20 protein-coding genes are annotated in these 19,641 nt (G+C 73.8%); 10 read left to right on the top strand and 10 right to left on the bottom strand.

The window, feature by feature from the left end; all coding sequences use genetic code 11:
• Positions 1-46 precede the first annotated feature (46 nt).
• A complete protein-coding gene (locus tag ACERZO_RS33330) occupies positions 47-1,105 on the bottom strand; it encodes a methyltransferase (RefSeq protein WP_372669437.1) in 1,059 nt (352 codons plus the stop codon).
• Between the two features lie 165 nt (positions 1,106-1,270).
• Here ACERZO_RS33330 and ACERZO_RS33325 point away from each other — a divergent pair, with 165 nt between their 5' ends.
• From ACERZO_RS33325 to ACERZO_RS33315, 3 genes are read left to right on the top strand one after another with little or no spacing between them, the layout of a single operon-like run.
• On the top strand, positions 1,271-2,398 hold the full coding sequence (locus tag ACERZO_RS33325) for a hypothetical protein (RefSeq protein ID WP_372669435.1): 1,128 nt from the start codon (positions 1,271-1,273) through the stop codon (positions 2,396-2,398).
• Complete coding sequence (locus ACERZO_RS33320) at positions 2,395-3,306, top strand: ABC transporter ATP-binding protein (RefSeq protein WP_372669433.1); 912 nt, start codon at positions 2,395-2,397, stop codon at positions 3,304-3,306. The genes ACERZO_RS33325 and ACERZO_RS33320 overlap by 4 nt, the downstream gene beginning before the upstream one ends.
• Positions 3,303-4,145: an ABC transporter permease gene (locus ACERZO_RS33315; protein ID WP_372669431.1), complete on the top strand. Its 843-nt coding sequence runs from the start codon at positions 3,303-3,305 to the stop codon at positions 4,143-4,145. Before ACERZO_RS33320 ends, ACERZO_RS33315 begins: the two co-directional genes overlap by 4 nt.
• Here the strand turns inward: ACERZO_RS33315 and ACERZO_RS33310 are convergent.
• From ACERZO_RS33310 to ACERZO_RS33300, 3 genes are read right to left on the bottom strand one after another with little or no spacing between them, the layout of a single operon-like run.
• Entirely contained in the window at positions 4,135-4,941 is an 807-nt protein-coding gene (locus ACERZO_RS33310; protein ID WP_372669429.1) for an esterase/lipase family protein, read from the bottom strand. The two genes, ACERZO_RS33315 and ACERZO_RS33310, sit on opposite strands and share 11 nt — an antisense overlap.
• A 27-nt stretch (positions 4,942-4,968) precedes the next feature.
• Positions 4,969-5,406 (bottom strand): hypothetical protein, encoded by a 438-nt coding sequence (locus ACERZO_RS33305; RefSeq protein WP_372669427.1) that lies wholly within the window; start codon positions 5,404-5,406, stop codon positions 4,969-4,971.
• Positions 5,403-5,963, bottom strand: coding sequence for an RNA polymerase sigma factor (locus tag ACERZO_RS33300; RefSeq protein WP_372669425.1), 561 nt, complete (start codon positions 5,961-5,963; stop codon positions 5,403-5,405). Before ACERZO_RS33300 ends, ACERZO_RS33305 begins: the two co-directional genes overlap by 4 nt.
• A 140-nt stretch (positions 5,964-6,103) precedes the next feature.
• Here ACERZO_RS33300 and ACERZO_RS33295 point away from each other — a divergent pair, with 140 nt between their 5' ends.
• A complete protein-coding gene (locus ACERZO_RS33295; RefSeq protein WP_372669423.1) occupies positions 6,104-6,283 on the top strand; it encodes a hypothetical protein in 180 nt (59 codons plus the stop codon).
• On the opposite strand, the gene ACERZO_RS33290 is transcribed toward ACERZO_RS33295, so the two are convergent.
• Together ACERZO_RS33290 and ACERZO_RS33285 are read right to left on the bottom strand one after the other, a co-directional pair.
• Positions 6,280-7,224, bottom strand: a complete 945-nt coding sequence (locus ACERZO_RS33290) for an MBL fold metallo-hydrolase (protein WP_372669421.1) — start codon at positions 7,222-7,224, stop codon at positions 6,280-6,282. The genes ACERZO_RS33295 and ACERZO_RS33290 overlap by 4 nt on opposite strands.
• 60 nt (positions 7,225-7,284) lie before the next feature.
• The gene (locus ACERZO_RS33285) at positions 7,285-8,547 is read right to left on the bottom strand and encodes a ricin-type beta-trefoil lectin domain protein (RefSeq protein WP_372669419.1); all 1,263 of its coding nucleotides are present in this window, start codon (positions 8,545-8,547) and stop codon (positions 7,285-7,287) included.
• A 410-nt stretch (positions 8,548-8,957) separates the two neighbouring features.
• On the opposite strand from ACERZO_RS33285, the gene ACERZO_RS33280 reads away from it, so the two are divergent.
• The 4 genes from ACERZO_RS33280 to ACERZO_RS33265 are packed head-to-tail and all read left to right on the top strand — an operon-like array spanning position 8,958 to position 12,760.
• On the top strand, positions 8,958-9,434 hold the full coding sequence (locus ACERZO_RS33280; RefSeq protein WP_372669417.1) for a PTS system mannose/fructose/N-acetylgalactosamine-transporter subunit IIB: 477 nt from the start codon (positions 8,958-8,960) through the stop codon (positions 9,432-9,434).
• A 6-nt stretch (positions 9,435-9,440) separates the two neighbouring features.
• Positions 9,441-11,057 (top strand): PTS system mannose/fructose/sorbose family transporter subunit IID, encoded by a 1,617-nt coding sequence (locus tag ACERZO_RS33275; protein WP_372669415.1) that lies wholly within the window; start codon positions 9,441-9,443, stop codon positions 11,055-11,057.
• Positions 11,058-11,066: 9 nt separating this feature from the next.
• Positions 11,067-11,456, top strand: a complete 390-nt coding sequence (locus tag ACERZO_RS33270) for a PTS sugar transporter subunit IIA (protein WP_372669413.1) — start codon at positions 11,067-11,069, stop codon at positions 11,454-11,456.
• Positions 11,453-12,760: a hypothetical protein gene (locus ACERZO_RS33265; RefSeq protein ID WP_372669411.1), complete on the top strand. Its 1,308-nt coding sequence runs from the start codon at positions 11,453-11,455 to the stop codon at positions 12,758-12,760. The genes ACERZO_RS33270 and ACERZO_RS33265 overlap by 4 nt, the downstream gene beginning before the upstream one ends.
• A gap of 177 nt (positions 12,761-12,937) precedes the next feature.
• Here the strand turns inward: ACERZO_RS33265 and ACERZO_RS33260 are convergent, their stop codons facing one another.
• The 3 genes from ACERZO_RS33260 to ACERZO_RS33250 form a co-directional block, all read right to left on the bottom strand.
• On the bottom strand, positions 12,938-13,681 hold the full coding sequence (locus tag ACERZO_RS33260) for a hypothetical protein (RefSeq protein ID WP_372669409.1): 744 nt from the start codon (positions 13,679-13,681) through the stop codon (positions 12,938-12,940).
• A gap of 38 nt (positions 13,682-13,719) precedes the next feature.
• A complete protein-coding gene (locus tag ACERZO_RS33255; RefSeq protein WP_372669407.1) occupies positions 13,720-14,487 on the bottom strand; it encodes a GntR family transcriptional regulator in 768 nt (255 codons plus the stop codon).
• A 111-nt stretch (positions 14,488-14,598) separates the two neighbouring features.
• Positions 14,599-17,682 carry an AfsR/SARP family transcriptional regulator gene (locus ACERZO_RS33250; protein ID WP_372669405.1) on the bottom strand — a complete coding sequence of 1,028 codons (3,084 nt, stop codon included), beginning with the start codon at positions 17,680-17,682 and terminating at the stop codon, positions 14,599-14,601.
• An 84-nt stretch (positions 17,683-17,766) separates the two neighbouring features.
• Between ACERZO_RS33250 and ACERZO_RS33245 the strand changes: the two genes are divergently transcribed.
• Positions 17,767-18,381, top strand: coding sequence for a thioesterase II family protein (locus tag ACERZO_RS33245; RefSeq protein ID WP_372669403.1), 615 nt, complete (start codon positions 17,767-17,769; stop codon positions 18,379-18,381).
• Here the strand turns inward: ACERZO_RS33245 and ACERZO_RS33240 are convergent.
• Entirely contained in the window at positions 18,330-18,503 is a 174-nt protein-coding gene (locus ACERZO_RS33240; RefSeq protein ID WP_372669401.1) for a hypothetical protein, read from the bottom strand. The two genes, ACERZO_RS33245 and ACERZO_RS33240, sit on opposite strands and share 52 nt — an antisense overlap.
• Positions 18,504-18,643: 140 nt before the next feature.
• Here ACERZO_RS33240 and ACERZO_RS33235 point away from each other — a divergent pair, with 140 nt between their 5' ends.
• Positions 18,644-19,621: a methyltransferase gene (locus ACERZO_RS33235; protein WP_372669399.1), complete on the top strand. Its 978-nt coding sequence runs from the start codon at positions 18,644-18,646 to the stop codon at positions 19,619-19,621.
• Positions 19,622-19,641: the final 20 nt, after the last annotated feature.

Below are 19,641 nucleotides of genomic sequence, written 5' to 3'. Positions count from 1 at the left end.
CACACGACATGAATGAGTCATTCACGTCACCCGGACCGGCCGTCCACTATGGACTGAGCCGCCAGAGCGACGTGACTTCCGAAGCCCGCGCCCGGTGCAGGGGGTCCGCGAGGTCGAGCGCACGCGGGTGCCGGGCCGGCGCCTCCGTCCGTCCCACCACCCGCAGGCCCGCCGCTTCGATCCAGCTGAGCAGCTCGGAACGCGTGCGCAAACCGAGGTGCTCCGCGAGGTCCGACAGCACCAGCCACGCCTCGCCCTCCGGCGTCAGGTGCCGGCGTGCCCGGTCGAGGAAGCCGCGCAGCATCCGGCTGCCCGGGTCGTACACCGCGTGGTCGAGCCGCGTGCGCGGGCGGCCCGGCAGCCACGGCGGGTTGGCCACCACCAGCGGCGCCCGGCCCGGCGGGAACAGGTCCGTGCACACCACTTCCGAGCGGGCGCCGAAGCCGAGCCGGGCCAGGTTCTCGGTCGCGCACGCGACGGCGCGGGGGTCGGCGTCCGTCGCCACCACCCGGGCGACGCCGCGGTGGGCGAGCACCGCGGCCAGCACCCCGGTGCCGGTCCCGATGTCGAAGGCCGAGGCACGCGAGGGCAAGGGCGCCGCCGCGACCAGGTCGACGTACTCCTGGCGGACCGGCGCGAAGACGCCGTAGTGCGGGTGGATCCGCGCGCCGAGGGCCGCGACCGCGATGCCGCGCCGCCGCCATTCCGCCGCGCCGACGACCCCGAGCAGCTCGCGCAGCGGCACCGCCGCGGGGACGTCGAGCGGGCCGTAGACCGCCGTGCACGCGGCCGAGACGTCCGGTGCCCGGCGCAGCGGGAGCACGTGACCGGGATCCAACGGCACGTAGAGGAGCGAGAGCCGTTGCGCCCGCCGGGCGCGCCACGCGCGGTAGCGGGCGTAGTCGTCCGGTGGTGGGGGTGGGATCCGCCGGTTCACGGCGTCGAGCAACCGCCGGGCGGCGGGGTAGTCGCCGCGCCAGAGCAGGGCGGACGTCGAGTGCAGGGCGGCGTCGGCCGAGAGGCGGTCGTCGGCGACGACCGCCTGGCGGGATGGCGGTGAGAAGAGCCGGCGAGGGGGTTCGCCGGGCACGACGAGCTGAGCCACGGGAAGGGGTTTCCGTTCTTGCTGCGGGCACGGTGAAGCACCCGCGAGACGGGCGGGTGTGCGGGAGTCCGGAGCCGGACTAGCTCAGGACCGCAGCATGAACGGGATTCGTCACGCCTCGACAGTAGCGGCCATGGCGTACAAAGGACGAAGAGGTGATGCCGGATGACGCCCTCGGTGGTGCGGCACGCGAAGCGGCGCCGGTGGGCGGTCGTCGCCGCCGTGGCCGCGGTGCTCGTGTCCGTGCCGTCGGTCGTCGCCGCGCTCGCCCCGGCCGGCGCGAGCGTCGATCCGGCCCGGCTGCGCGACCTCGTGCTGGACTCCGCCGGCAAGCCGTACCAGGGCTACGCCGAAAGCGCCGGTTCGCTCGCCCTGCCGGAGCTGCCGAACCTCGCCCCGGTCACCGCGCTCTTCTCCATGCGGACGCCGATGCGCGCCTGGTACGCCGGGCCCGACCGCTACCGCGTCGACATCCTCGGCACCGCCGGCGAGCACGACGTCTACCGCCTGCCCGACGGCGAATACACGTGGGACTACGGCGACAACACGCTGACCGAGCTGATCGGCGAACCGGCCGTCCGGCTGCCGCGGGCCGGGGACCTGCTGCCGCCCGAGCTCGCGCGGCGGATCCTGAAGGCGGCGAAGGGTGACCCGGTGAGCGCGCTGCCGGGCCGCAACGTCGCCGGCGTCGCCGCGTCCGGGCTGCGGCTCGTGCCCGCCGACCCGGCCACGACGATCGGGCGCGTCGACGTCTGGGCGGACCCGGCGACCGGCGTGGCCGTGCGCGTCGAAGTCACCGCCCGTGGCCAGCAGGCGCCGATCCTGGTCACCGAGTTCCAGCAGCTGGAGCAGACGACGCCGGTCGTCGAAGCGCCGCGGCCGGTGCTCGGCTCGGGGTTCACCGTGGCGAGCGCCCCGGACGTCACGAACGCGCTCGGCGCGCTGGGCCAGGTGCCGCTGCCGGCGACGCTCGCCGGGCGCCCGGTGGTGTCGTCGGACTTCGGCGGGGTCGAAGGCGCCGCGCTCTACGGCACCGGGCTCGCGGCCTTCGCGGTCATCGCCGTGCCGCGCGCGGTCGGGAACGCGGCCGCCGACGCCGCCGGGAAGGCCGGCGCGGTGCAGGTCAAGCTGGCCGCCGGGACGGTGGTGCAGCTGTCGATCACGCCGTTGTCGCTGGCCATCGTCCGGTCGTCGACCTTCCGCCGCTCCTACCTGGTGGCCGGGACGGTGACGCCGGACGTGCTGAAGACCGTCGCGGAGGAACTGACCAGGCTGCGCCGGAGCGGCCGATGATCGTCACGCGCGCGCTGACCAAGCGGTACGGGACCACCGTCGCGGTCGACGCCGTCGACCTGGCCGTCCGCGAAGGCGACCGGTACGGCTTCCTCGGCCCGAACGGCTCGGGCAAGACCACGCTCGTCCGGATGCTGCTCGGGCTCGTCTACGCGACCAGCGGAGAGATCGAGGTGCTCGGGAAGCCCGTCCCGAAGCGGGTCGCCGAGGTGCTGCCGGAGGTCGGGGCGCTCGTCGAGGGCCCGGCCGCGTACCCGCACCTGTCCGGCCGGCGGAACCTCGCCCTGCTCGACGCCGCCGGCCGCGGTGGCGGCCGGCGCACGCGAAGGCGTCGCATCGACGAAGCCCTGGAGCAGGTCGGCCTCGGCGGCGTCGACCAGCGGCCGGTCAAGGCGTATTCGCTCGGCATGCGGCAACGCCTCGGGCTCGCCGGCGCGCTGCTGCGCAAGCCGCGGCTGCTGGTCCTCGACGAGCCCACCAACGGCCTCGACCCGCAGGGCATCAAGGAGATCCGCGAACTGCTCGTCGAGCTGAACGCGGGGGGCACCACGGTGTTCCTGTCGAGCCACCTGCTGGCCGAGGTCGAGCAGCTCTGCACACGCGTCGGCGTCGTCGACCGCGGGCGGCTCGTGCTGGAAGAGGACCTGGCGACGCTGCGGGCGGCGACCGGCCGGGTGCTGGTCGGCACGCCGGACGCCGCCGCGGCGGCCGCGGTCCTCGACGGCCAGCTCGAGGCCCGCGACGGCGACCGCCTGGTCATCCGGCACGGCGACCCGGCCGCGCTGAACGCGCTGCTGGTCGGAGCGGGGGTGCGCGTGACGTCGATCCACGCCGAGCAGCGGACGCTCGAAGAGGTCGTCCTCGACGTGACGGGTCCGGGCTCGGACCGGTTCGGAGCCGCCGGGTGATCGGCGTCGAACTGCGCAAGCTCGCGCTGCGGCCGCGGGTGTGGGTCAGCGTGCTGCTGCTCTGCCTGCTGCCGGCGATCGTCGGCGTCTTCCTGGCGACGGCCGACTTCGCGCCGCCACCCGGGCAGGGCGGGGCGTTCCTGTCGGCGGTGGTCAGCGACGGCGCGCTGTTCCCGGCGGCCGCCCTCGCGCTCGTCCTGCCGCTGTTCCTGCCGATCGCCGTCGCGGTGGTGGCCGGCGACTCGATCGCGGGGGAGGCGTCGAGCGGCACGCTGCGGTACCTGCTGGTGCGCCCGGTCGGGCGGACGCGGCTGCTCGGCGCGAAGATGGTCGCACTGGCCGTGTACGTGACCGCGGCGATCGTGATCGTCGTGCTGACGTCGCTGGTGCTCGGGGTGATCCTGTTCGGCACCGGCGGGACGCCGGGCGTCGCCGGGCCGGGCGGGCAGCCGACCGGCGTGACGTCGTTGTCGGGGCAGTCGCTCAGCTCGTCCGGGCTCGGGTTGCGGTTGCTGGGCGCGGTTTCCTACATCGTCACGTCGATGCTGGGGTTCGCCGCGATCACGGTGTTCCTCTCGACGCTCAGCGATTCGGCACTGGGGGCCGCGCTGGGCGGGCTGGCCGTGCTGATCACCAGCTCGGTGCTGGAGACCCTGGACGCGGCCGCGTCGGTGAAGCCGTACCTGCCGACGCACTACTGGCTGTCCTGGATCGACTTCTTCCGGGATCCCGTGCTGTGGCGCAACATCGACCACGGGCTGCTGCTGCAGGCCGGCTACATCGTCGTGTTCTTCGGGGCCGCGTGGGCGAACTTCGCGACGAAGGACATCACGAGCTGAGGCACTCCGTCGGCGCTTCGAGCGGACCGGTGCCGAGGGCCTGCAGGACCAGCTCGGTGACGGCGGGGTCGGTCGGGAGGTCGCCGTGGCCGGCCGCGTTGCCGGGGCAGACCTGCTGGATGGGGACGTTGACGGCGCCGTCGAGCCGGGCGGAGTCGGGCGGCGTGACGGTCTCGTCGCGTTCGGTCCAGACCGAAAGCCACGGCAGCGTCGCCGGGATCGGTTCCTTCGCCAGCTCCTGCAGGAGGGTGCTGCCCGGGGCGAGCTGGACGCAGGCGGTGGGGCAGGCGCCGGGGACGAGCGCGCCGCCGGCCGCGGCGAGGCCCGTGCCGTGCATCGGCGCCCCGAGCGTGACGACGCGGCGGGCCTGGTGGTCGCCGCCGTCGCGGCTGACCCACAGCCGGGCCACGACCCCGCCGGCCGAGTAGCCGATGACGTCCACCGAAGGCGCTCCGCGCGCGTACGCGTTCTCGACGGCTTCGGCCAGGACGCCGGCCTGTTCGAGCAGGTCACCGGTGCCGTCGCCGGCCAGGGTGAGGACCTCGGTCGAGCGCCCGGTGGTCTGCCGGATGCGGGCGGCGAGCTCGTTCAGCGCGCCTTGGCCGCCGCCGTAGCCGGGGACGAGCAGCACGGGCCCGGGCTTGCCTTGGTCGGGGACACCGGACTGCGGCGCGGCGCTGGTCCCGGTGGCGGCGAGGACGGACGCGACGAGCACGGCCACCACGGCCACGCCGACGCCGCCCATGAGCAGCCGCCGCCGCGGGCTGATGCCGCGCCACCAAGCCGTGATCCGCACGGTTCCATGATGCCCCGGCCGGGCGGGTCAGAGGCTGGCCCAGCCGGTGGTGACGGTCGTGCCGTCCGCCGCCGTCACCTTCACCCGCGTCGCCCCGCGGGGGAGGCCCGTCGCGGTGAACCAGCCGTCCGGGGCGATCAGCCGGACGTGCCGCTCGCCCGCGGCCTCGATCACCACGTCGCCGGTCGCGCCCGTCACCAGGCCGCGCAGCGTGACGCGGTCTTCCTCGTACTCGGCCTGCAGCTCCAGCGACACCCGGGCCGAGTCGAACGACAGCAGGCGGACGTCGCCGCCGCGGACCGCGCCCGCCGCCTCGAGGTCGGAGTCGAAGCCGAGCTCGGCCAGCTCCGCGTCGAGGTCGCGGGTGGCGAGCGCCGCGCGGGCCTGGCGCAGCACGAGGTCCGGCACCGGGTCCGCCTGCTCGGCGGCCGCGCGCAGTTCGTCCATGAGCTCGTCGTCGGTCACGTCCGGTCCTCCGTTCCGAGCCCGGCCGCGCCGGCCTGTTCCCGCAACCGGGCCAGGCAGCGCTGCCGCGTCGGGCCGATGCTGCCGACCGGCATGTCGAGGGCGGCCGCGACGTCCGCGTACGACAGCGGCGGGGTCGCCATCAGCACCCGCAGCAGCTGCCGGCACTGCTCCGAGAGCGTGGCCAGCGCGCGCCAGAGCGTGGCGTTGCGCTCGTCGAGCAGCAGGGCGGCGTCGACGCCCGCGTGGCCGGCGGGCTCGTCCGGCCAGTCCCGGTCGTCGGCCGGCCGTTCGCGACCGGCGCGGCGCAGCACGCGGAGGCACTCGTGCCGCGCGGTCGTCGCGAGCCAGCCGGGCAGGCGGTCCGGGTCCTTGATCTTGCCGAGGTTCTCGACGAGCTTCAGCCACGTCGTCTGGACGACGTCGGCCGCGTCGGCGTCGGAAAGCCGGTGGCCGCGCGCGATCGCCCAGAGGAGGCTCGCGTACCGGTCCACCAGGGTGTCCCAGGCCGCCTGGTCGCCGCGGGCGGCCGTTTCGAGCAGGGTCGTGGTGTCCACCGCACCTCCGATCGACTCGCCCAGCTAACCACCCGGATCCGCGGACCCGCGCGGAAATACACCCGTTCGCACTGAACCGCGCCGCGGCCGGCGCCGTGTGCCGGGGTGGGAGTGTGGAGACAGAACCGGGGTGAGCTGATATGCGGATCCGGAAGGTACTGCTCGTCATACCGTTGCTGGTGCTGGACCTCGCCGCCTGCGGACGGCCGGTCGCCGTCGTGAAGGTGGGCAAGGCGGTGCCGGTGCCCTCGAGCACCGGCGTACCCGCCTGCACGTTGCTCGGGAACACGCCGGTGGCGCCGGAGGTGGTGCGGCTCTAGGAAATGCGGCGGACCGGTTCGCCGCCCAGCACGCAGTCCAGGTCGATCCGGCCGCCGGCCGCGGCGAGGACCGCGTCGACGGCCAGGTCGACGTCGAGCTTGCGGCCGTGCTGGTCGGCGTACGCGCGCATCAGGTTGCCGATGTGCCTCTCGGGGTTGCGCCAGTGCGGCCAGCGCAGCGACGCCTGGTTCGCCAGCCGCGTGAAGTCCGTCTGGCGCTCGGTCACCTCGAGCAGCCACTCGAGGTAGACGCGCATCGCGTGCAGCGCGGTGTGGCCCGGGGTCGCCACCGGGCCGTGGCCGGGCACGAGTGTCCGCGGGCGGAACGTGTCCTGCAGCCAGTCGAGGGCGCTGAGCCAGCCCGGGATCGAGCCGTGCACCGCCACCGGCGTGTCGCCGATGGAGACGAGGTCGCCGGTGAAGAGCGTGCCCGAGCGCGGCTCGTGCACCACGAGGTCGCCCGCGGTGTGCGCGACACCCGGCACCGCGACGACGTCGGCGACCGCGTCGCCGAGGTCGAGCTGCTGCCATCCCGGCACCGGCTTGACCGCGGCCGGCTCCGGCGGTTCGAGCACGCCCCACTGGGTGTAGGTGAAGACGTTGCCGTAGGTCTGCGGCCCGGCCTTGACCTCCTCGACGCTGCCGGGGGCGGCCAGTGCCGTCCCGCCCTCGCGCAGCGCGACCCCGACGCCGTTGTGGTGCTCACCGTGCGCGTGCGTGACGACGACGGTCAGTTCCTGCTCGCCCGCGTACTTGCGGACGTCGCGCACCAGCTCCAGCGTCGCCTGCTCGGTGCCGCAGGTGTCGACGAGCACGACCCCCTCGCTGCCCTGGATCCACCCGCTGTTGGAGACGAACCATTCGGCCGGGCTTTTCACGTACGCGACCACGCCTGGGCGCGCGTGCCGGAGCGGGACGATGTTCGAAGTGACGGCCGGCATGGTTCCTCCCCTGGACTGACGAAGCGGATAACGACGGGGGCGCGGGCAGGTTGCGGAGTTTTACCCCGAGATAACCCAACGCTGGTTGGCCGCCGCCGAACAGGTCCAGATCTGCAGGCGGGTGCCGTCGCCGGTGGACCCGCCGGGCGCGTCGAGGCACTTGCCCGACTGCGGGTTCAGCAGCGTCCCGTCGGACCGGGCCTGCCAGGTCTGCGCGCCGGTGGCATTGCAGTCCCACAGCTGGACGAGCGTGCCGTCCGCGGTGCCGCTGTTCGAGACGTCCAGGCACTTGCCGAGGGCGCGGACGGTGCCGTTCTGCCTGGTCCAGCGCTGAGCGGGCGTGGTGTTGCACGTCCACAGCTGCACGGCGGTGCCGTTCGCGGTGCCGCTGTTGGACACGTCGACGCACTTGCTGCCGATCCCGGTGATGGTGCCCGCCGGGTAGGGCGTGCCGCCGGCGATGAGGTACGCGCTGGTCGCGACGTTCCAGTGGGTCGCCAGGTAACTGCCGGGCGCGGGGTTGGTGTTGAAGTAGTCGTCGCCGAGGCAGTCGAACTGGTTCTCCGGCGCGCCGGGGCAGACCTTCACGAGGGTGCCGGGCGGGTTCGGCAGGCCGCCGTCGTCGTAGCACATGATGTCTTCGTCGTCCCAGCAGTGACCGAAGGCGCTGGAGTGCGGCGCGCTGCCCTGGACGGCGCCGAGGGTGTGCAGCAGTTCGTGCCCGGTCGCCTGCCAGGACCAGCACCCGGTGCCGACGGTGGCGTAGTGCGGGCCGCCGTTGTAGGGGTTGCCGGAGCCGGGGCTGTCGTTGCCGCCGTTGCCGAAGGCGAGACCGCAGCCGTCCTTGTCGTACCAGACGATGTACTTGCGGTCGGCGCGGTTGTAGCCCTGCGCCTTGATGGCGTTGGTGATCGTGTCGACGGTCGCCATGTCGGACTGGGCGATGACAACGTTGTTCACGGTGGCGCGGCAGCCGGCGTCGGTGACGTACCGGACGTGCCGCACGCCGCCGCCGAGCCGGTAGGCGGCTTCGACGAAGCCGTCGTCGATCTGGCTCGCGAAGGTCTGGAACTGGCCGGCGAACTGGGAGTACCGGTCGGCCTGGGTGTTGCCGCGGACGTAGAGGGCTTGGACGCGCTTGCCGCTGGTGCCGTCGCCGTCGCAGACGGTGGACATCGTTGTCGCGACCGCCGCGGCTTGGTGCCGCAGGTGGTCGGGGAGCTGCTCGGTGCCGTCACCCGCGGCGGCGGCCGAGGGGAGCAGCGAGGTGGCGATGAGGAGGGCGCCGCTGAACGCGGCGAGACGCAGGGATCTCGCGGTCATGGGGGAGTTCCGCCTTTCCCGGTACGGCAGGGGACGAGAAGTGCGGTCTAGACCACTGAGGATGATAGGCAGGGAGCGAGTGGACTGTCACTGACAAGAACGGACAGCTTGGGGTGAATCGCCCACGGAAGCGGGCTGCCGTCTATTTCGGTCGACCGATTGAAAATGATCTTCGTACCGATCATCGGCGCAGGTCTTGACAGTCGATCTCGTACGTCCATACTGGTATATACCTTTATGGGAGGGTCCGGGTAAATCCGAGGGGGCTTCGCGCTCGCGGGCCGACGGAAGGTCTGAGGGGTCCTTCCGTCGGTCGCGCGAAGCCGTCGTTGAAAACCGCCGGTCACGGACAGCGTTGACACAACTACTGGTACGAACCAGTATGGACGCTGCCGGCCGGGAGGAGACGCATGGCGGGGGTACACGTCCGGATCGACAACCGGCTGATCCACGGGCAGGTCACCGTCGCGTGGACGCGGCGGCTCGGCGTGCGCCGGCTGGTCGTCTGCAACGACGACGTCGCCGCCGACGACCTGCAGCGGATGCTGCTCCCGCAGGCCGCCCGCGGGCTGCCCACCGATGTCCTCACGGTCAAGCAGACGCTCGAAACCGGTACCGGCGTGGACGTCATGATCCTCGCCAAGGACCCCGAAGACGCCTTTCGCCTGGTCGAAGGCGGCCTGAGACCCGAAACCGTCAACGTCGGGAACGTCGCGCCGCGGCCCGGTACCGCCTACACCATGGTCACGCGCTCGATCGCGGTCACCGCGGACGAGGCCGACGCCTACCGCAAGCTGGCCGCGTCCGGCGTCCCGCTGGTCACCCAGCTGATGCCGCAGGACAAGCCTGCCGAATTCGTCCCGTTGCTCGACCGGAAAGGGCTTTAGCCCCGCATGCTCGTCGCGCTGGCCCTGACCCTCTGGGCGATCTACTGCACCTACGACGGGCTCGGCCCGTTCCTCATCTACGCCCAGCGCCCGCTGATCGCCGGCTCGGTGGCCGGGCTGATCGTCGGGCACCCGCTGCTCGGCCTGCTGATCGGTGCCACGCTGGAGCTGGCCGCCCTCGGCGTGTACACCTACGGCGGCGCGACCATCCCGGACTACCAGACCGGCGCCATCGTGGGCACCGCGCTGGCCGCGGGCGCCGCCGGCGACACGTCCGCGCAGGTCGCCATCGGGCTGGGCGTCGGGCTGCCCGCCGCGATCCTGCTCTCCGCGCTCGATCCCGTCGGCAAGATCATCACCACCGCGCTGGTCCACCGGGCCGACGGCTACGCCGCCGACGGCAACGCCCGCGGCCTGGCGGTGATCCACTGGGTCAGCCTGGTGCCGTGGGTGGCGGTGCGCGCGATCCCGACGTTCCTCGCCGCGCTCGCCGCGTCCGGCGGCCTCGTCAAGGACATCACCGCGAGCATCCCCGCCGGGTTCGTGCAGGGCATGACGCTCGCCGGGTCGCTGCTGCCCGCCGTCGGGTTCGCGCTGTTGCTCGGCATGATGGAGCTTTCGCGGTACTGGTACCTGCTGCTCATCGGGTTCGTCGCGTTCGCCTACCTCCACGTGCCGCTGCTGGGCATCGCGCTGATCGGCGTCGCGGTCGCGATGCTGTTCGTGACGCTCAAGCGCGACGAGCCGGCGATCGAAATCCCCGAAGAAGCCGAAGAGTCCACTGTGGACGCCCGGCTGACCAAGCAGGACCTGCGCCGGGTCTTCCGCCGGTACTTCTGGTCCAGCCAGATCTCCTGGAACTACGAACGGATGCAGGCGCTCGGGTTCGCGTACTCGATGGAGCCGGTGCTGCGCCGGCTCTACCCGGAGAAGGCCGACTACGTCGCCGGGCTGCAGCGGCACCTCCAGTTCTTCAACACCTCCGTGCTCGTCGGCGGCCCGCTGATCCTCGGCTCCAGCGTCGCCCTCGAAGAAGCCGGCACGCCGAAGTCGGCGGCGAGCACCAAGGTCGCGCTGATGGGCCCGATGGCGGGCATCGGCGACACCGTCGTCTTCGCGCTGTACAACAGCATCGTCTTCACCATGGGCGCGTCCTGGGCGCTGCAGGGCAACTGGCTCGGCCCCGCCTTCGCCGCGGTGATGGTGCTCGTGCCCTACGCGCTGATCCGGCGCTGGCAGTTCGGGTTCGCCTACCGCGAAGGGAAACGGCTGGCCGGCCACCTCGCCGCCGGCGCGCTCGCGCGCGTGGCGCAGGGGGCGACCGTGCTCGGGTTCGTCGTGCTCGGCGGCTTCATCCCGTCGATCGTCAAGGTCGTCACCACGCTGACCTACCGCCAGACCACGACGGTCCAGGGGCAGCCGGTGACGCAGGCCGTCGCCATCCAGGACCGGCTCGACGAGCTCGTCCCGTTCCTGCTGCCGGTCCTCGTCACCGCCGGGGTGTACCTGCTCACGGCCAAGGCCCGCCTGCGGCCCGTCTGGATCATCGCCATCGTCGTCGTCGCCGGGGTCATCCTGGGGTGGCTCGGCTGGTTCGCGCCGTCGGCCCCGGCAAAGGGTTAGGAGACCGCCATGTCCGTCCCGATCGTCCTCGCCGGACACGGGCGGCTGCCCTCCGGCGTGGGGGAAGCCGCCGAAATGATCCTGGGGCCGCAGTCGCGGCTGAAGGTCTGCGAGCTGAGCCCGCACGACAGCCCGGAGGAGTTCGGCGTCCGGCTGCTCGCGCTGCTCGGTGGGGCAGGCGAGGCGCTCGTGCTCGCCGACCTGCACGGCGGGTCGCCGTTCAACGCCGTCCGCGCGCTCGCCGCCGTGCACCCGCGCATCCAGCTGGTCGCCGGGCTCAACCTGCCGATGCTGCTGGAAGTCCTGCTGCACACGACCGACGACGTCACCGAGCTCGCCGGGGTGGCCCGCGCCGCCGGCCGCGACGGCGTCGTCGACGTCCTGGAATCGACCTGGTGACCGCCGCGCTCCTGCTGGCCGCGCAAGACGTCCGGATCACGCCGGGGCCCGGGCACCCGCTCGGCGGCTACCTGGCCCGGCACGGCGTCGCCACCGGCACGCACGACGACCTCGAGGCGTCGCTGATCTGGCTGTCCACCGAGGACGACCCGGGCGTGCTGTGGGTGGCGCTCGACGCGCTCGCGGTCGACGCCGGCCTCACCCGCACCCTGGCCGACGCCGTCGCCGCGGCGGTCGGCATCGACCCCGCGCGCGTGCTCCTCTGCGCGTCGCACACGCATTCCGGGCCCGAGGGCTGGACCGGCCCGCTGCACCCGGGGCTGCCGGGCCGGCGCGACGCCGGGCTGGTCGGGCGGATGGCGGAGACGGTCACCGGGGCGGCGCTGCGGCTGCGCGCGTGCCGCGGCCGCGTCCGGGCCCGCTGGCACGCGGGGTCGACCGAAGCCGTCGGCAGCAACCGCTACCGGCGGGACGGGCCGCACGACACGTCGTTCGGCGTGCTCGAGCTGCGCCGCGACGACGGTTCGCCGGCCGCGCTGCTGTTCGACTACGCGAGCCACCCGACCGTGCTCGGGCCCGACAACCTCACCTGGTCGGCCGACTGGCCGGGCGCGACGCGGCGCGAGCTGGCGGCGCTGATCGGGCAGCCGGTCTCGGCGTTCCTGCAGGGCGCGGCGGGCGACGCGAGCTCCCGGTTCGTCCGGCGCGGGCGCGACCACGACGAAGTCCGCACGCTCGGCGGCCACCTGGCGACGTCGATCGCCCGGACGCTGGCGGAGGCCTCGCCCGGCGCCGAGACCGGCCCGGTCCGGCTGACGCGCTCGGCGCTGCACCTGCCCTACCGGGACGTGCCGTCGCTGGAACACAGCCTCGAGCTGCGAGAGTCGGCCGAGCGGGAGTGGCAGCGCGAGCTGGCGCACCACGGCGAGGACCACCCGGCCGTCCGGATCGCGCAGACGCGCTACGAGGGTTGCGCGATGCTCGCCGCGATGGCGGCCACCGACCGGCCGACGGGCTGCGCGGAGGTCCCGGTCAGCGTGGTGTCGCTGGGGGAGATCGCCTGGCTGCACACGCCGTTCGAGCTGTTCGCGTCGCTGGGGCTGCGGATCCGGCGGGGCAGCCCGTTCCGCCACACGCGGGTGATCGGCTACTCCGACGGCTACCTGGGCTACCTACCCGACGCGGACGGCCACCGCAACGGCGTGTACGAGTCGTACGTGACGCTGTTCGAGCCCGACGCCGGGGACAAGCTGGTGGAGCACTGCGTCAGACTGCTGCGGGCTCACCGGGCGGCCCCTGCCTAGGCGAGCCGAAGCAGGCGAGCCGGCTCGCCTACTGGCACCGACGAGGACCCAGGCCTCCCCGCACCCCGATCCGAAGCCAGAACACGGCCTTCAGCGCCGGGTCAAGGCATCTTTCCCGCCTTGACGCGGTGTTGCCGGCCGTAGTCACAATGACAGCTTCGGGGTGCCGGAAGGCGTTCACGGACCGGGCTCATCGGGCGGACCCCACCTAGGCCACTCGAGGGGGAACCCGAAGCCGAGCACGGTGACGCCCAGGATGCCGGCGCCCGCCAGCACGAATACCGTGCCGAGCGACGGGTTCACCTCTTCCGGCAGCTCCGAGCGGACGAACCCGCCGCGGTCGTAGAGCACGGTGAACCGTTCGCCCACCACGGTTTCGACCGTGCTGCGCAGGTCACCGCGCAGCGGCGTCGAGCCGCCCGGCAGGACGAGCGGGACGAAGTGGCGGCTCTGCGCCGGCGCCACTTCGATCAGAACGGGCGCACCGCGGTGGGTCAGGACCAGGTCGGTGACCAGACCCGGACCGGAGAGTGCCAGGACGAACAGTCCCAGCATGGTGAACATCAGCTGGCCGAGGTCTTCGTCCCACACCCAGGCGCCGCGCCACCAGGCGGTCACCCACAGGGTCGCGCCGAGGACGCCGAACCCGGTGATGCAGACGGCCGCTTCCCCGCCCCGGGTCTCCTGGTGCGCGGCCCAGATCGAGATCACCGCCGAAGCCGCGAGGACGCCGGCGAACACCAGCCGGCGGTACGCCTTCTCCACGCGCCAGCCAGGGTCGTCCTCCGGCACCGGCTTGGGCTTCGGCCGGGGCTTGGGCTCGGGCTTCGTGCGGGGCCGGCGGGCGGACCACGCCGCGAGCGCGGCCGTCGAACCCAGGAGAGCTGCGGCGAGTGCGAAGAACCTGGTTCGGCCGGCCATGCCGGTAGCACGCGGAAGGGACGCCGGGGGTTGCCCGGTCAGGCCGGGCTGCGCCGCGCCTGAGTGAAAACCGTGTACCGGTCCGCTCGGTACAGTGACCGGCCCGCCTCGATGACGCCGCCGCTCTGGTCGTGCAGCGTGCCTTCGATGATCAGGCACGGCTGGCTCGGCTCGATGCCGAGGAGGGCCGCGTCGCCGGTGTCCGGGAGGACCGCCGAAATCGCCGTGTCGTTCCACTCCGCGTGGACGCCCCAGCGCTCCTCGATCGTGCGGTGCAGGGACTGCGTTTCCCAGTCGAACAGCTCGATGCCCGGGAACCGGTCGACCGAAAGGTTGGTGCGCTCGACGGCGAACGGCTCGTCGTCGACGTACCGCAGGCGCTCCAGGCGGAACACGCGCGCGCCCGGCGGGACGTTGAGCCGGCCGGCGAGGCGGGGGAGCGCGGACTCGACCTCGGCGTGCAGCACCTTCGTCTTCGGGACGACGCCGCGCGCCTTCATGTCCTCGGTGAACGAGGTCAGCATGTCGATGTGCGCGGCCTGGCGTTCGGCGGTGAAGGTGGCCGTCCCGTGCTGGCGGTAGAGGACGCCGTCGGAGACCAGGCGGTTGATCTCCTGCCGCACGGTGCCGCGGGCGACGCCGAAGTGCTCGGCGAGGAACCGTTCGGACGGCATCAGCCGACCGGGCCCCGCCTCGGTCGCGACGCTTTCCAGGATCTCGCGCAGCTGGTCGCCCTTGGGCCGCCCCGGCTGCAGCGCGTCCGGGAGCCGGAGATCGCTCGCGGGGACGTGTTTGGGACGGGGCATGGGTTCAGTATGTCGCGCCGCCGGCCGGGGGGTAACACCGCTCATCCGGTGGCGCGGCGGGAAAGGTTCCCGGCCGGAGCAGCCCGGCCACCGCCGGGCGGGGGAACCCGCTCATCCCGTCGCCCGCCGGGCGAGGTCCGCCAGGAACCGCTCGGCCAGTGCTTCGCCGGTGACGTGCCCGACCGACCGGTACAGGCCCCGGGCCTCCCGGGCCGTCCCGGCGGCCAGCATCGGGCGGCCGGCCGCGCCCTCGACCGCCGCCAGCCCGAGCAGGGCCTGGGCCTCCAGCAGCCGGTACCCGCCCGCGCGGGCCGCGTCCAACGCCGTGCGCGCGTGCTCGCCCGCTTCCGAAACCCGGCCGGCCGCGGCCAGCACCCACGCCAGCGTCGCCGACGCTTCCGCCAGCTGCCCCCGCAACCCCGACTCGACCGCCAGCTCGCGGGCTTCGCTCAGCACGCGTTCCGCCAGCGCCAGGTCGCCGGCGGCTTCCGACGCGTGGCCGAGGGCGATCAGCGCCGCCGCCTCCACCTGGCGGTCGCCGTCGCGGCGGACGCGGTCCAGGGCCTCCTCCGCCGTCCGGGCCGCCGCCGCGTGGTCGCCGCGGGCGCCCTGCAACGCGCTCAACGCGGTGAGCGCGGTCGCCTCGCCGAAGCTCGAACCCAGTTCGCGGAACGCCGTCAGGGACTGCTCGGCCGCGTCGCCCGCCTCGTCGAACCGGCCCGTCTCCAGCAGCACCCACGCGAGGTCGGCGAGGTTCGCGGCTTCCCAGAACCGCAGGTTCTCCCGGCGGCACAGCGCGACCGCCTCGCACAGGCAGTCCTCCGCCTGCTCCAGCCGGCCCAGCTGGCGGTAGTGGCAGCTCAGCGAGTTGAGCGCGAGCGCCTCGCCCGAGGAGTTCGCCAGCTCGCGGAACAGCTGGATCGCGCGCCGGCTGTGTTCGACGGCCTCCGACAGCCGGCCCGTCCACTCCAGCATCGAGCCCAGGTTCGCGACCGCCGTCGCCTCGCACTCGCGCCAGCCGCAGGCCCGGCTCGCCAGCACCGCCTTCTCCGAATGCCGGATGCCGGCCTCGTGCTGGCCCTCGCGGAAGTACGCGCCGCCGACGGAGAGGTGCACCAGCGCTTCGGCCGGCTGGGCGCCGTGGTCGCGCGCCGCGCGCAGCACGATCGGCGCCAGCTCCAGCCACTCCGCGCGGCGGCCGTGGTCGTGGAAGAAGCGCCGCAGCGCGTCGGCGAGGTACCACGCCGCCGGGTACGGCCCGCGCGTCGCCGCCAGCCGCAGCGCCGCCGCCAGGTTCGTCGCCTCGACGTCCAGCCAGGCCACGGCGGCCGCGGCGTCGGCGAACGCGACCGGGCTCGGCACCGCCGGGGCGTCTTCGCGGGGCAGCGTGACGATCCGCGCGCCCAGCAACGCGACGGCGGCGTCGGCGGCCGCGCAGTAGCCGGTGAACAGCCGCTCCCACGCCTTTTCCCGCGCGATCTCGTCTTCGTCGGCACCGACGCACCGCTCGGCGTAGCGCCGGGCGAGGTCGTGGAACCGGTAGCGGCGGGGCGCGTGCGCCTCGATGAGGTTCGCCGCGGTCAGCCCGCGCAGCCGCCGGGCGGCCTCCTCGGCCGGGACGTCCAGCAGGGCCGCCGCGGCGATCGCGGTGAAGTCGGCCCCGGGCACCAGCGCCAGCAGCCGGAACGCGTGCCGCAGCCCGGGCGGCAACGCCTGGTAGGAAACGGAAAACGCCTTGGCGACGGCGCTTTCCTCGTCGCCGTCGAAGCCGAGGTGGGCCAGGGGGTCGCCGCGCAGCTCGTCGACGAGCTCGCCGAGGCTCGCGACCCCGGTGTTCGCCGCCGCGATCCGCAGCGCGAGCGGGTGGTGGCCGCAAAGCCGGGCCAGCTCGTCCGCGGCGCCGGGCTCGGCGGTGGCCCGCTCGCCGAGCAGCGCGGTCAGCAGCGCGCGGGAGTCGTCCTCGGGCAGCTGCGCCAGGCCCAGCGCCCGGGCGCCGGTGCGCGCGACGAATTCGTCGAGCCGGTGGCGGCTGGTCACCAGCACCCGGCCCGACGACGGCAGCAGCGGCAGCACCTGGGCGGCGTCGCGGGCGTTGTCCAGCACGACGAGCGCCTGCCGGTCGGCCAGCAGCGAGCGGTAGAGCTTGCTCTGGTCGTCGATGCCCGGTGGCACGTCCCGCAGGTCGACGCCGAGGGTGCGCAGCAGCTGGGCGAGCGCGGCGGCAGGGGTGAGCGGTTCGTCGTCGGCGTCGAAGCCGCGCAGGTTGACGTACAGCTGGCCGTCGGGGAAGCGCGCCCGCGCGGTGTGGGCCCAGTGCACGGCCAGCGCGGTCTTGCCGACGCCGGCGGTGCCGGTGATCACCCAGACGTCCCCGGGCTCGTCGAGCGCGGCCAGTTCCGGCGCCCGGCCGGTGAAGCCGCGGACGTCCAGCGGCAGCTCGGCGGGCCGCGGCACGACCGGGGCCGCGGCGGGCGCCGGCTCGCCCTCGCCGCGCAGGATCCGCAGGCGCAGGTCCTGCAGGGCCTGGCCGGGTTCGATGCCGAGCTCGTCGACGAGCAGCTCGTGCGCCCGCGCGTAGGTGTCGAGGGCTTCCGGCGTGCGGCCGCAGCGGTGCAGCGCGAGCATCAGCGCGGCCCGCAGCCGCTCGCGGAACGGGTGCTCGTCGACGAGCCGGCGCAGCTCCCCGACGACTTCGCCGTGCCGGCCGGACGCCAGTTCCTGCTCGTAGAGCTCCTCCAGCACGACGAGCCGGCGTTCGGCCAGCGCCGGGCCTTCGTGCGCGGCCAGCGCCTCGCTGACCCCGCCGAGCGGGGTGCCGTCCCACAGCGCGAGTGCGGCGCGCAGGTGCGTGACGGCGGCCGGCCCGGACGTCGCGCGGGCCAGGGCGACCTCGTCGTCGAACACGTCGAGGTCGCGGTCCCCGGGCGCGACTTCCAGGACGTACCCGGGCGCGCGGCGGACGATCGCGTCGCGGCCGAGGAGCTTCCGCAGCTCCGAAATGTGCACTTGCAGCCGCCCGCGGACGCTTGGCGGCGCGTTCTCGCCCCAGGTCAGGTCGATGAGCCGGTCTTCGCTGACCACGCGGTTCGGGTTCAGCAGGAGGGCGGCCAGCACCGACGTCTGCTTCTGGCCACCGGGCCGCACGGCGCCCGCGTCGCCGAGGACCGTGACCGGTCCGAGCAGGCGGTAGCGCACGAGTAGCCCCCAGAAGGCCGACCGAAGCGGAACGGAAGTGCCGTCATCGACCCTAGCTCGGGGCGAGGGCAAAGGAGGCCATGGGTGGACACCGACGAGGCCGGGCGGCTGCTGTTCGTCTGCTTCCCGGACGCGGGGGAGGCAGCCGGCCGGTACCGGGCGTGGCGCGATCCGCGGATCGCCGTGCACGTCGTCGAGCTGCCCGGCCGCGGCGAGCGCAGCGGGGAACACCCCTACCGGGACATGTGGCTGCTCGTCGAGTCCCTCGCGGCGGAGCTGGCGGGGGTGCTCGCCCGCCCGCACGTGCTGTTCGGCGCGGGGCTGGGCGCGCTGGTGGCCTACCGGCTGGCGCAGCGGCGGGTGGCCGCGGGACTGGGGGTCCCGCGGGCACTCGTCGTGGCGCACCAGGCGCCGCCGGACCGGGCCGCGCGGGTGGTGCCGGAGCAGGCGGCCCGCGCGGACGTCAGCCTGCTGGCCAGCGACGCCCACGTGCCGGTGGCGCCGCCGCTGCCGTGCCCGATCCGCGGCTTCGGCGAGCCGCACGCGATGGCGGGCTGGGGCGAGCACACGGAGGCGGGGTTCGTGCTCGCCCCGGCCCGCGAGCGGGACAGCGGCGCGCTGCTGCGCGACGCCGTCCTGCGGTCGGCCTACTTGGTTTCCGCGCTGGCCGTCCCGGGCTTGGGCGAGTCGCCGATGTAGGGACCGACGCCGATCGAGGGGCCGGGCTGCGGCGGGGTCTCGGCCGCCTGCGCGGCGGGCGCGAGGACGAGGACGGCCAGGAAGGCCGTACCGATGACGGCCTGGAGAACACGGGCTTTCATGTTTCGACTCCTCACGCTTCGGGATGCGGGTCGATCTTGCCCGAGAGGACTTCCAATCCGCTTCCCTTTGCTCCCAGTGGTCGTCCGCTCACCGGCCGTCCCTTGTGGAGGGAATCGCCGGGCTGCGACCATGCGTTGTCATGGGGAGTGACGACACGAACACGATTCTGCGCATGGCGAGCCTCGCGACACCGATGGCCCTGCGGGTGGCGGTGACTTTGGGCCTTCCGGACCGGCTACGCGAATCGGACACCGCCGTCGAGCGGCTCGCGGAAGACCTCGGCGTCGCGCCGATCCCGCTCGACCTCCTGCTGGCCCACCTCACGACACTCGGGTTCTTCGAACGGACCCCCACCGGCTACCGCACCACGGCCTACGGCGAGCACCTATGCGGCGACACCCTCACCACGGTCCTGCTGAACCTGGACACCGCCGGCGGGCGCGCCGAGCTGGCGTTCGCCGAGCTCCTGCACAGCGTCACCACCGGCCGGGCCGGCTACGACCGCCGGTACGGGCGGGACTTCTGGTCCGACCTCGCCGCGCACCCGCCGCTGCGGGAGTCGTTCGACCGGCAGATGGCGCACCGGCTGCGGGCCGGCGTCCCGCACCTCGCGGCCGGGTACGACTGGGGCCGGTTCGGCTCGATCGTCGACGTCGGCGGCGGGCCCGGCACCGCGCTCGCGGGCATCCTCGCGGCGCACCCGTCGACGCGGGGGCGGCTGGTCGACCTCGACGTCACCGCGGCCGCCGCGACCTTCGCCGAGCACGGGCTCGAGGACCGCGCCTCGGCGGTGACCGGCAGTTTCTTCGATCCGCTCCCCGCCGGGGCGGACGCCTACCTGCTCGTCGACATCCTGCACGACTGGGACGACGAGCACGCCCACCGCATCCTGGCCCGCTGCGTCGAGGCGGCCGCACCGGACGGGCGGATCGTCGTCGTCGAGCCGGTCGGCGGCCGGCAGGCCGGGACGGACATGGACCTGGCCATGCTGGTCATCTTCGGCGGGCGGGAACGCCGGGTCGAGGAGTTCGAGACCCTCGCGTCAGAGCACGGGCTCGCGCTGGACTCGGTGACGGACGCGGGCGGCCGGTCGATCTTGGACTTCCGAATCGTATAAGCGCTGTTACAATTTTGGGC

This window comes from Amycolatopsis kentuckyensis (genome assembly GCF_041679295.1).
Classification (GTDB): Bacteria; Actinomycetota; Actinomycetes; order Mycobacteriales; family Pseudonocardiaceae; genus Amycolatopsis; species Amycolatopsis kentuckyensis_A.
The sequence above is the reverse complement of the archived record's forward strand: the minus strand, read 5'-3'. Positions and strand labels throughout refer to the sequence as shown.

Bases quoted from the DNA above. Each gene is read 5' to 3' on its own strand.
- ACERZO_RS33325 (WP_372669435.1), top strand. From the start codon at position 1,271: ATGACGCCCTCGGTGGTGCGGCACGCGAAGCGGCGCCGGTGGGCGGTC.
- ACERZO_RS33320 (WP_372669433.1), top strand. From the start codon at position 2,395: ATGATCGTCACGCGCGCGCTGACCAAGCGGTACGGGACCACCGTCGCG.
- ACERZO_RS33295 (WP_372669423.1), top strand. From the start codon at position 6,104: ATGCGGATCCGGAAGGTACTGCTCGTCATACCGTTGCTGGTGCTGGAC.
- ACERZO_RS33290 (WP_372669421.1), bottom strand. From the start codon at position 7,224: ATGCCGGCCGTCACTTCGAACATCGTCCCGCTCCGGCACGCGCGCCCA.
- ACERZO_RS33285 (WP_372669419.1), bottom strand. From the start codon at position 8,547: ATGACCGCGAGATCCCTGCGTCTCGCCGCGTTCAGCGGCGCCCTCCTC.
- ACERZO_RS33280 (WP_372669417.1), top strand. From the start codon at position 8,958: ATGGCGGGGGTACACGTCCGGATCGACAACCGGCTGATCCACGGGCAG.
- ACERZO_RS33275 (WP_372669415.1), top strand. From the start codon at position 9,441: ATGCTCGTCGCGCTGGCCCTGACCCTCTGGGCGATCTACTGCACCTAC.
- ACERZO_RS33270 (WP_372669413.1), top strand. From the start codon at position 11,067: ATGTCCGTCCCGATCGTCCTCGCCGGACACGGGCGGCTGCCCTCCGGC.
- ACERZO_RS33260 (WP_372669409.1), bottom strand. From the start codon at position 13,681: ATGGCCGGCCGAACCAGGTTCTTCGCACTCGCCGCAGCTCTCCTGGGT.
- ACERZO_RS33255 (WP_372669407.1), bottom strand. From the start codon at position 14,487: ATGCCCCGTCCCAAACACGTCCCCGCGAGCGATCTCCGGCTCCCGGAC.
- ACERZO_RS33240 (WP_372669401.1), bottom strand. From the start codon at position 18,503: ATGAAAGCCCGTGTTCTCCAGGCCGTCATCGGTACGGCCTTCCTGGCC.
- ACERZO_RS33235 (WP_372669399.1), top strand. From the start codon at position 18,644: ATGGGGAGTGACGACACGAACACGATTCTGCGCATGGCGAGCCTCGCG.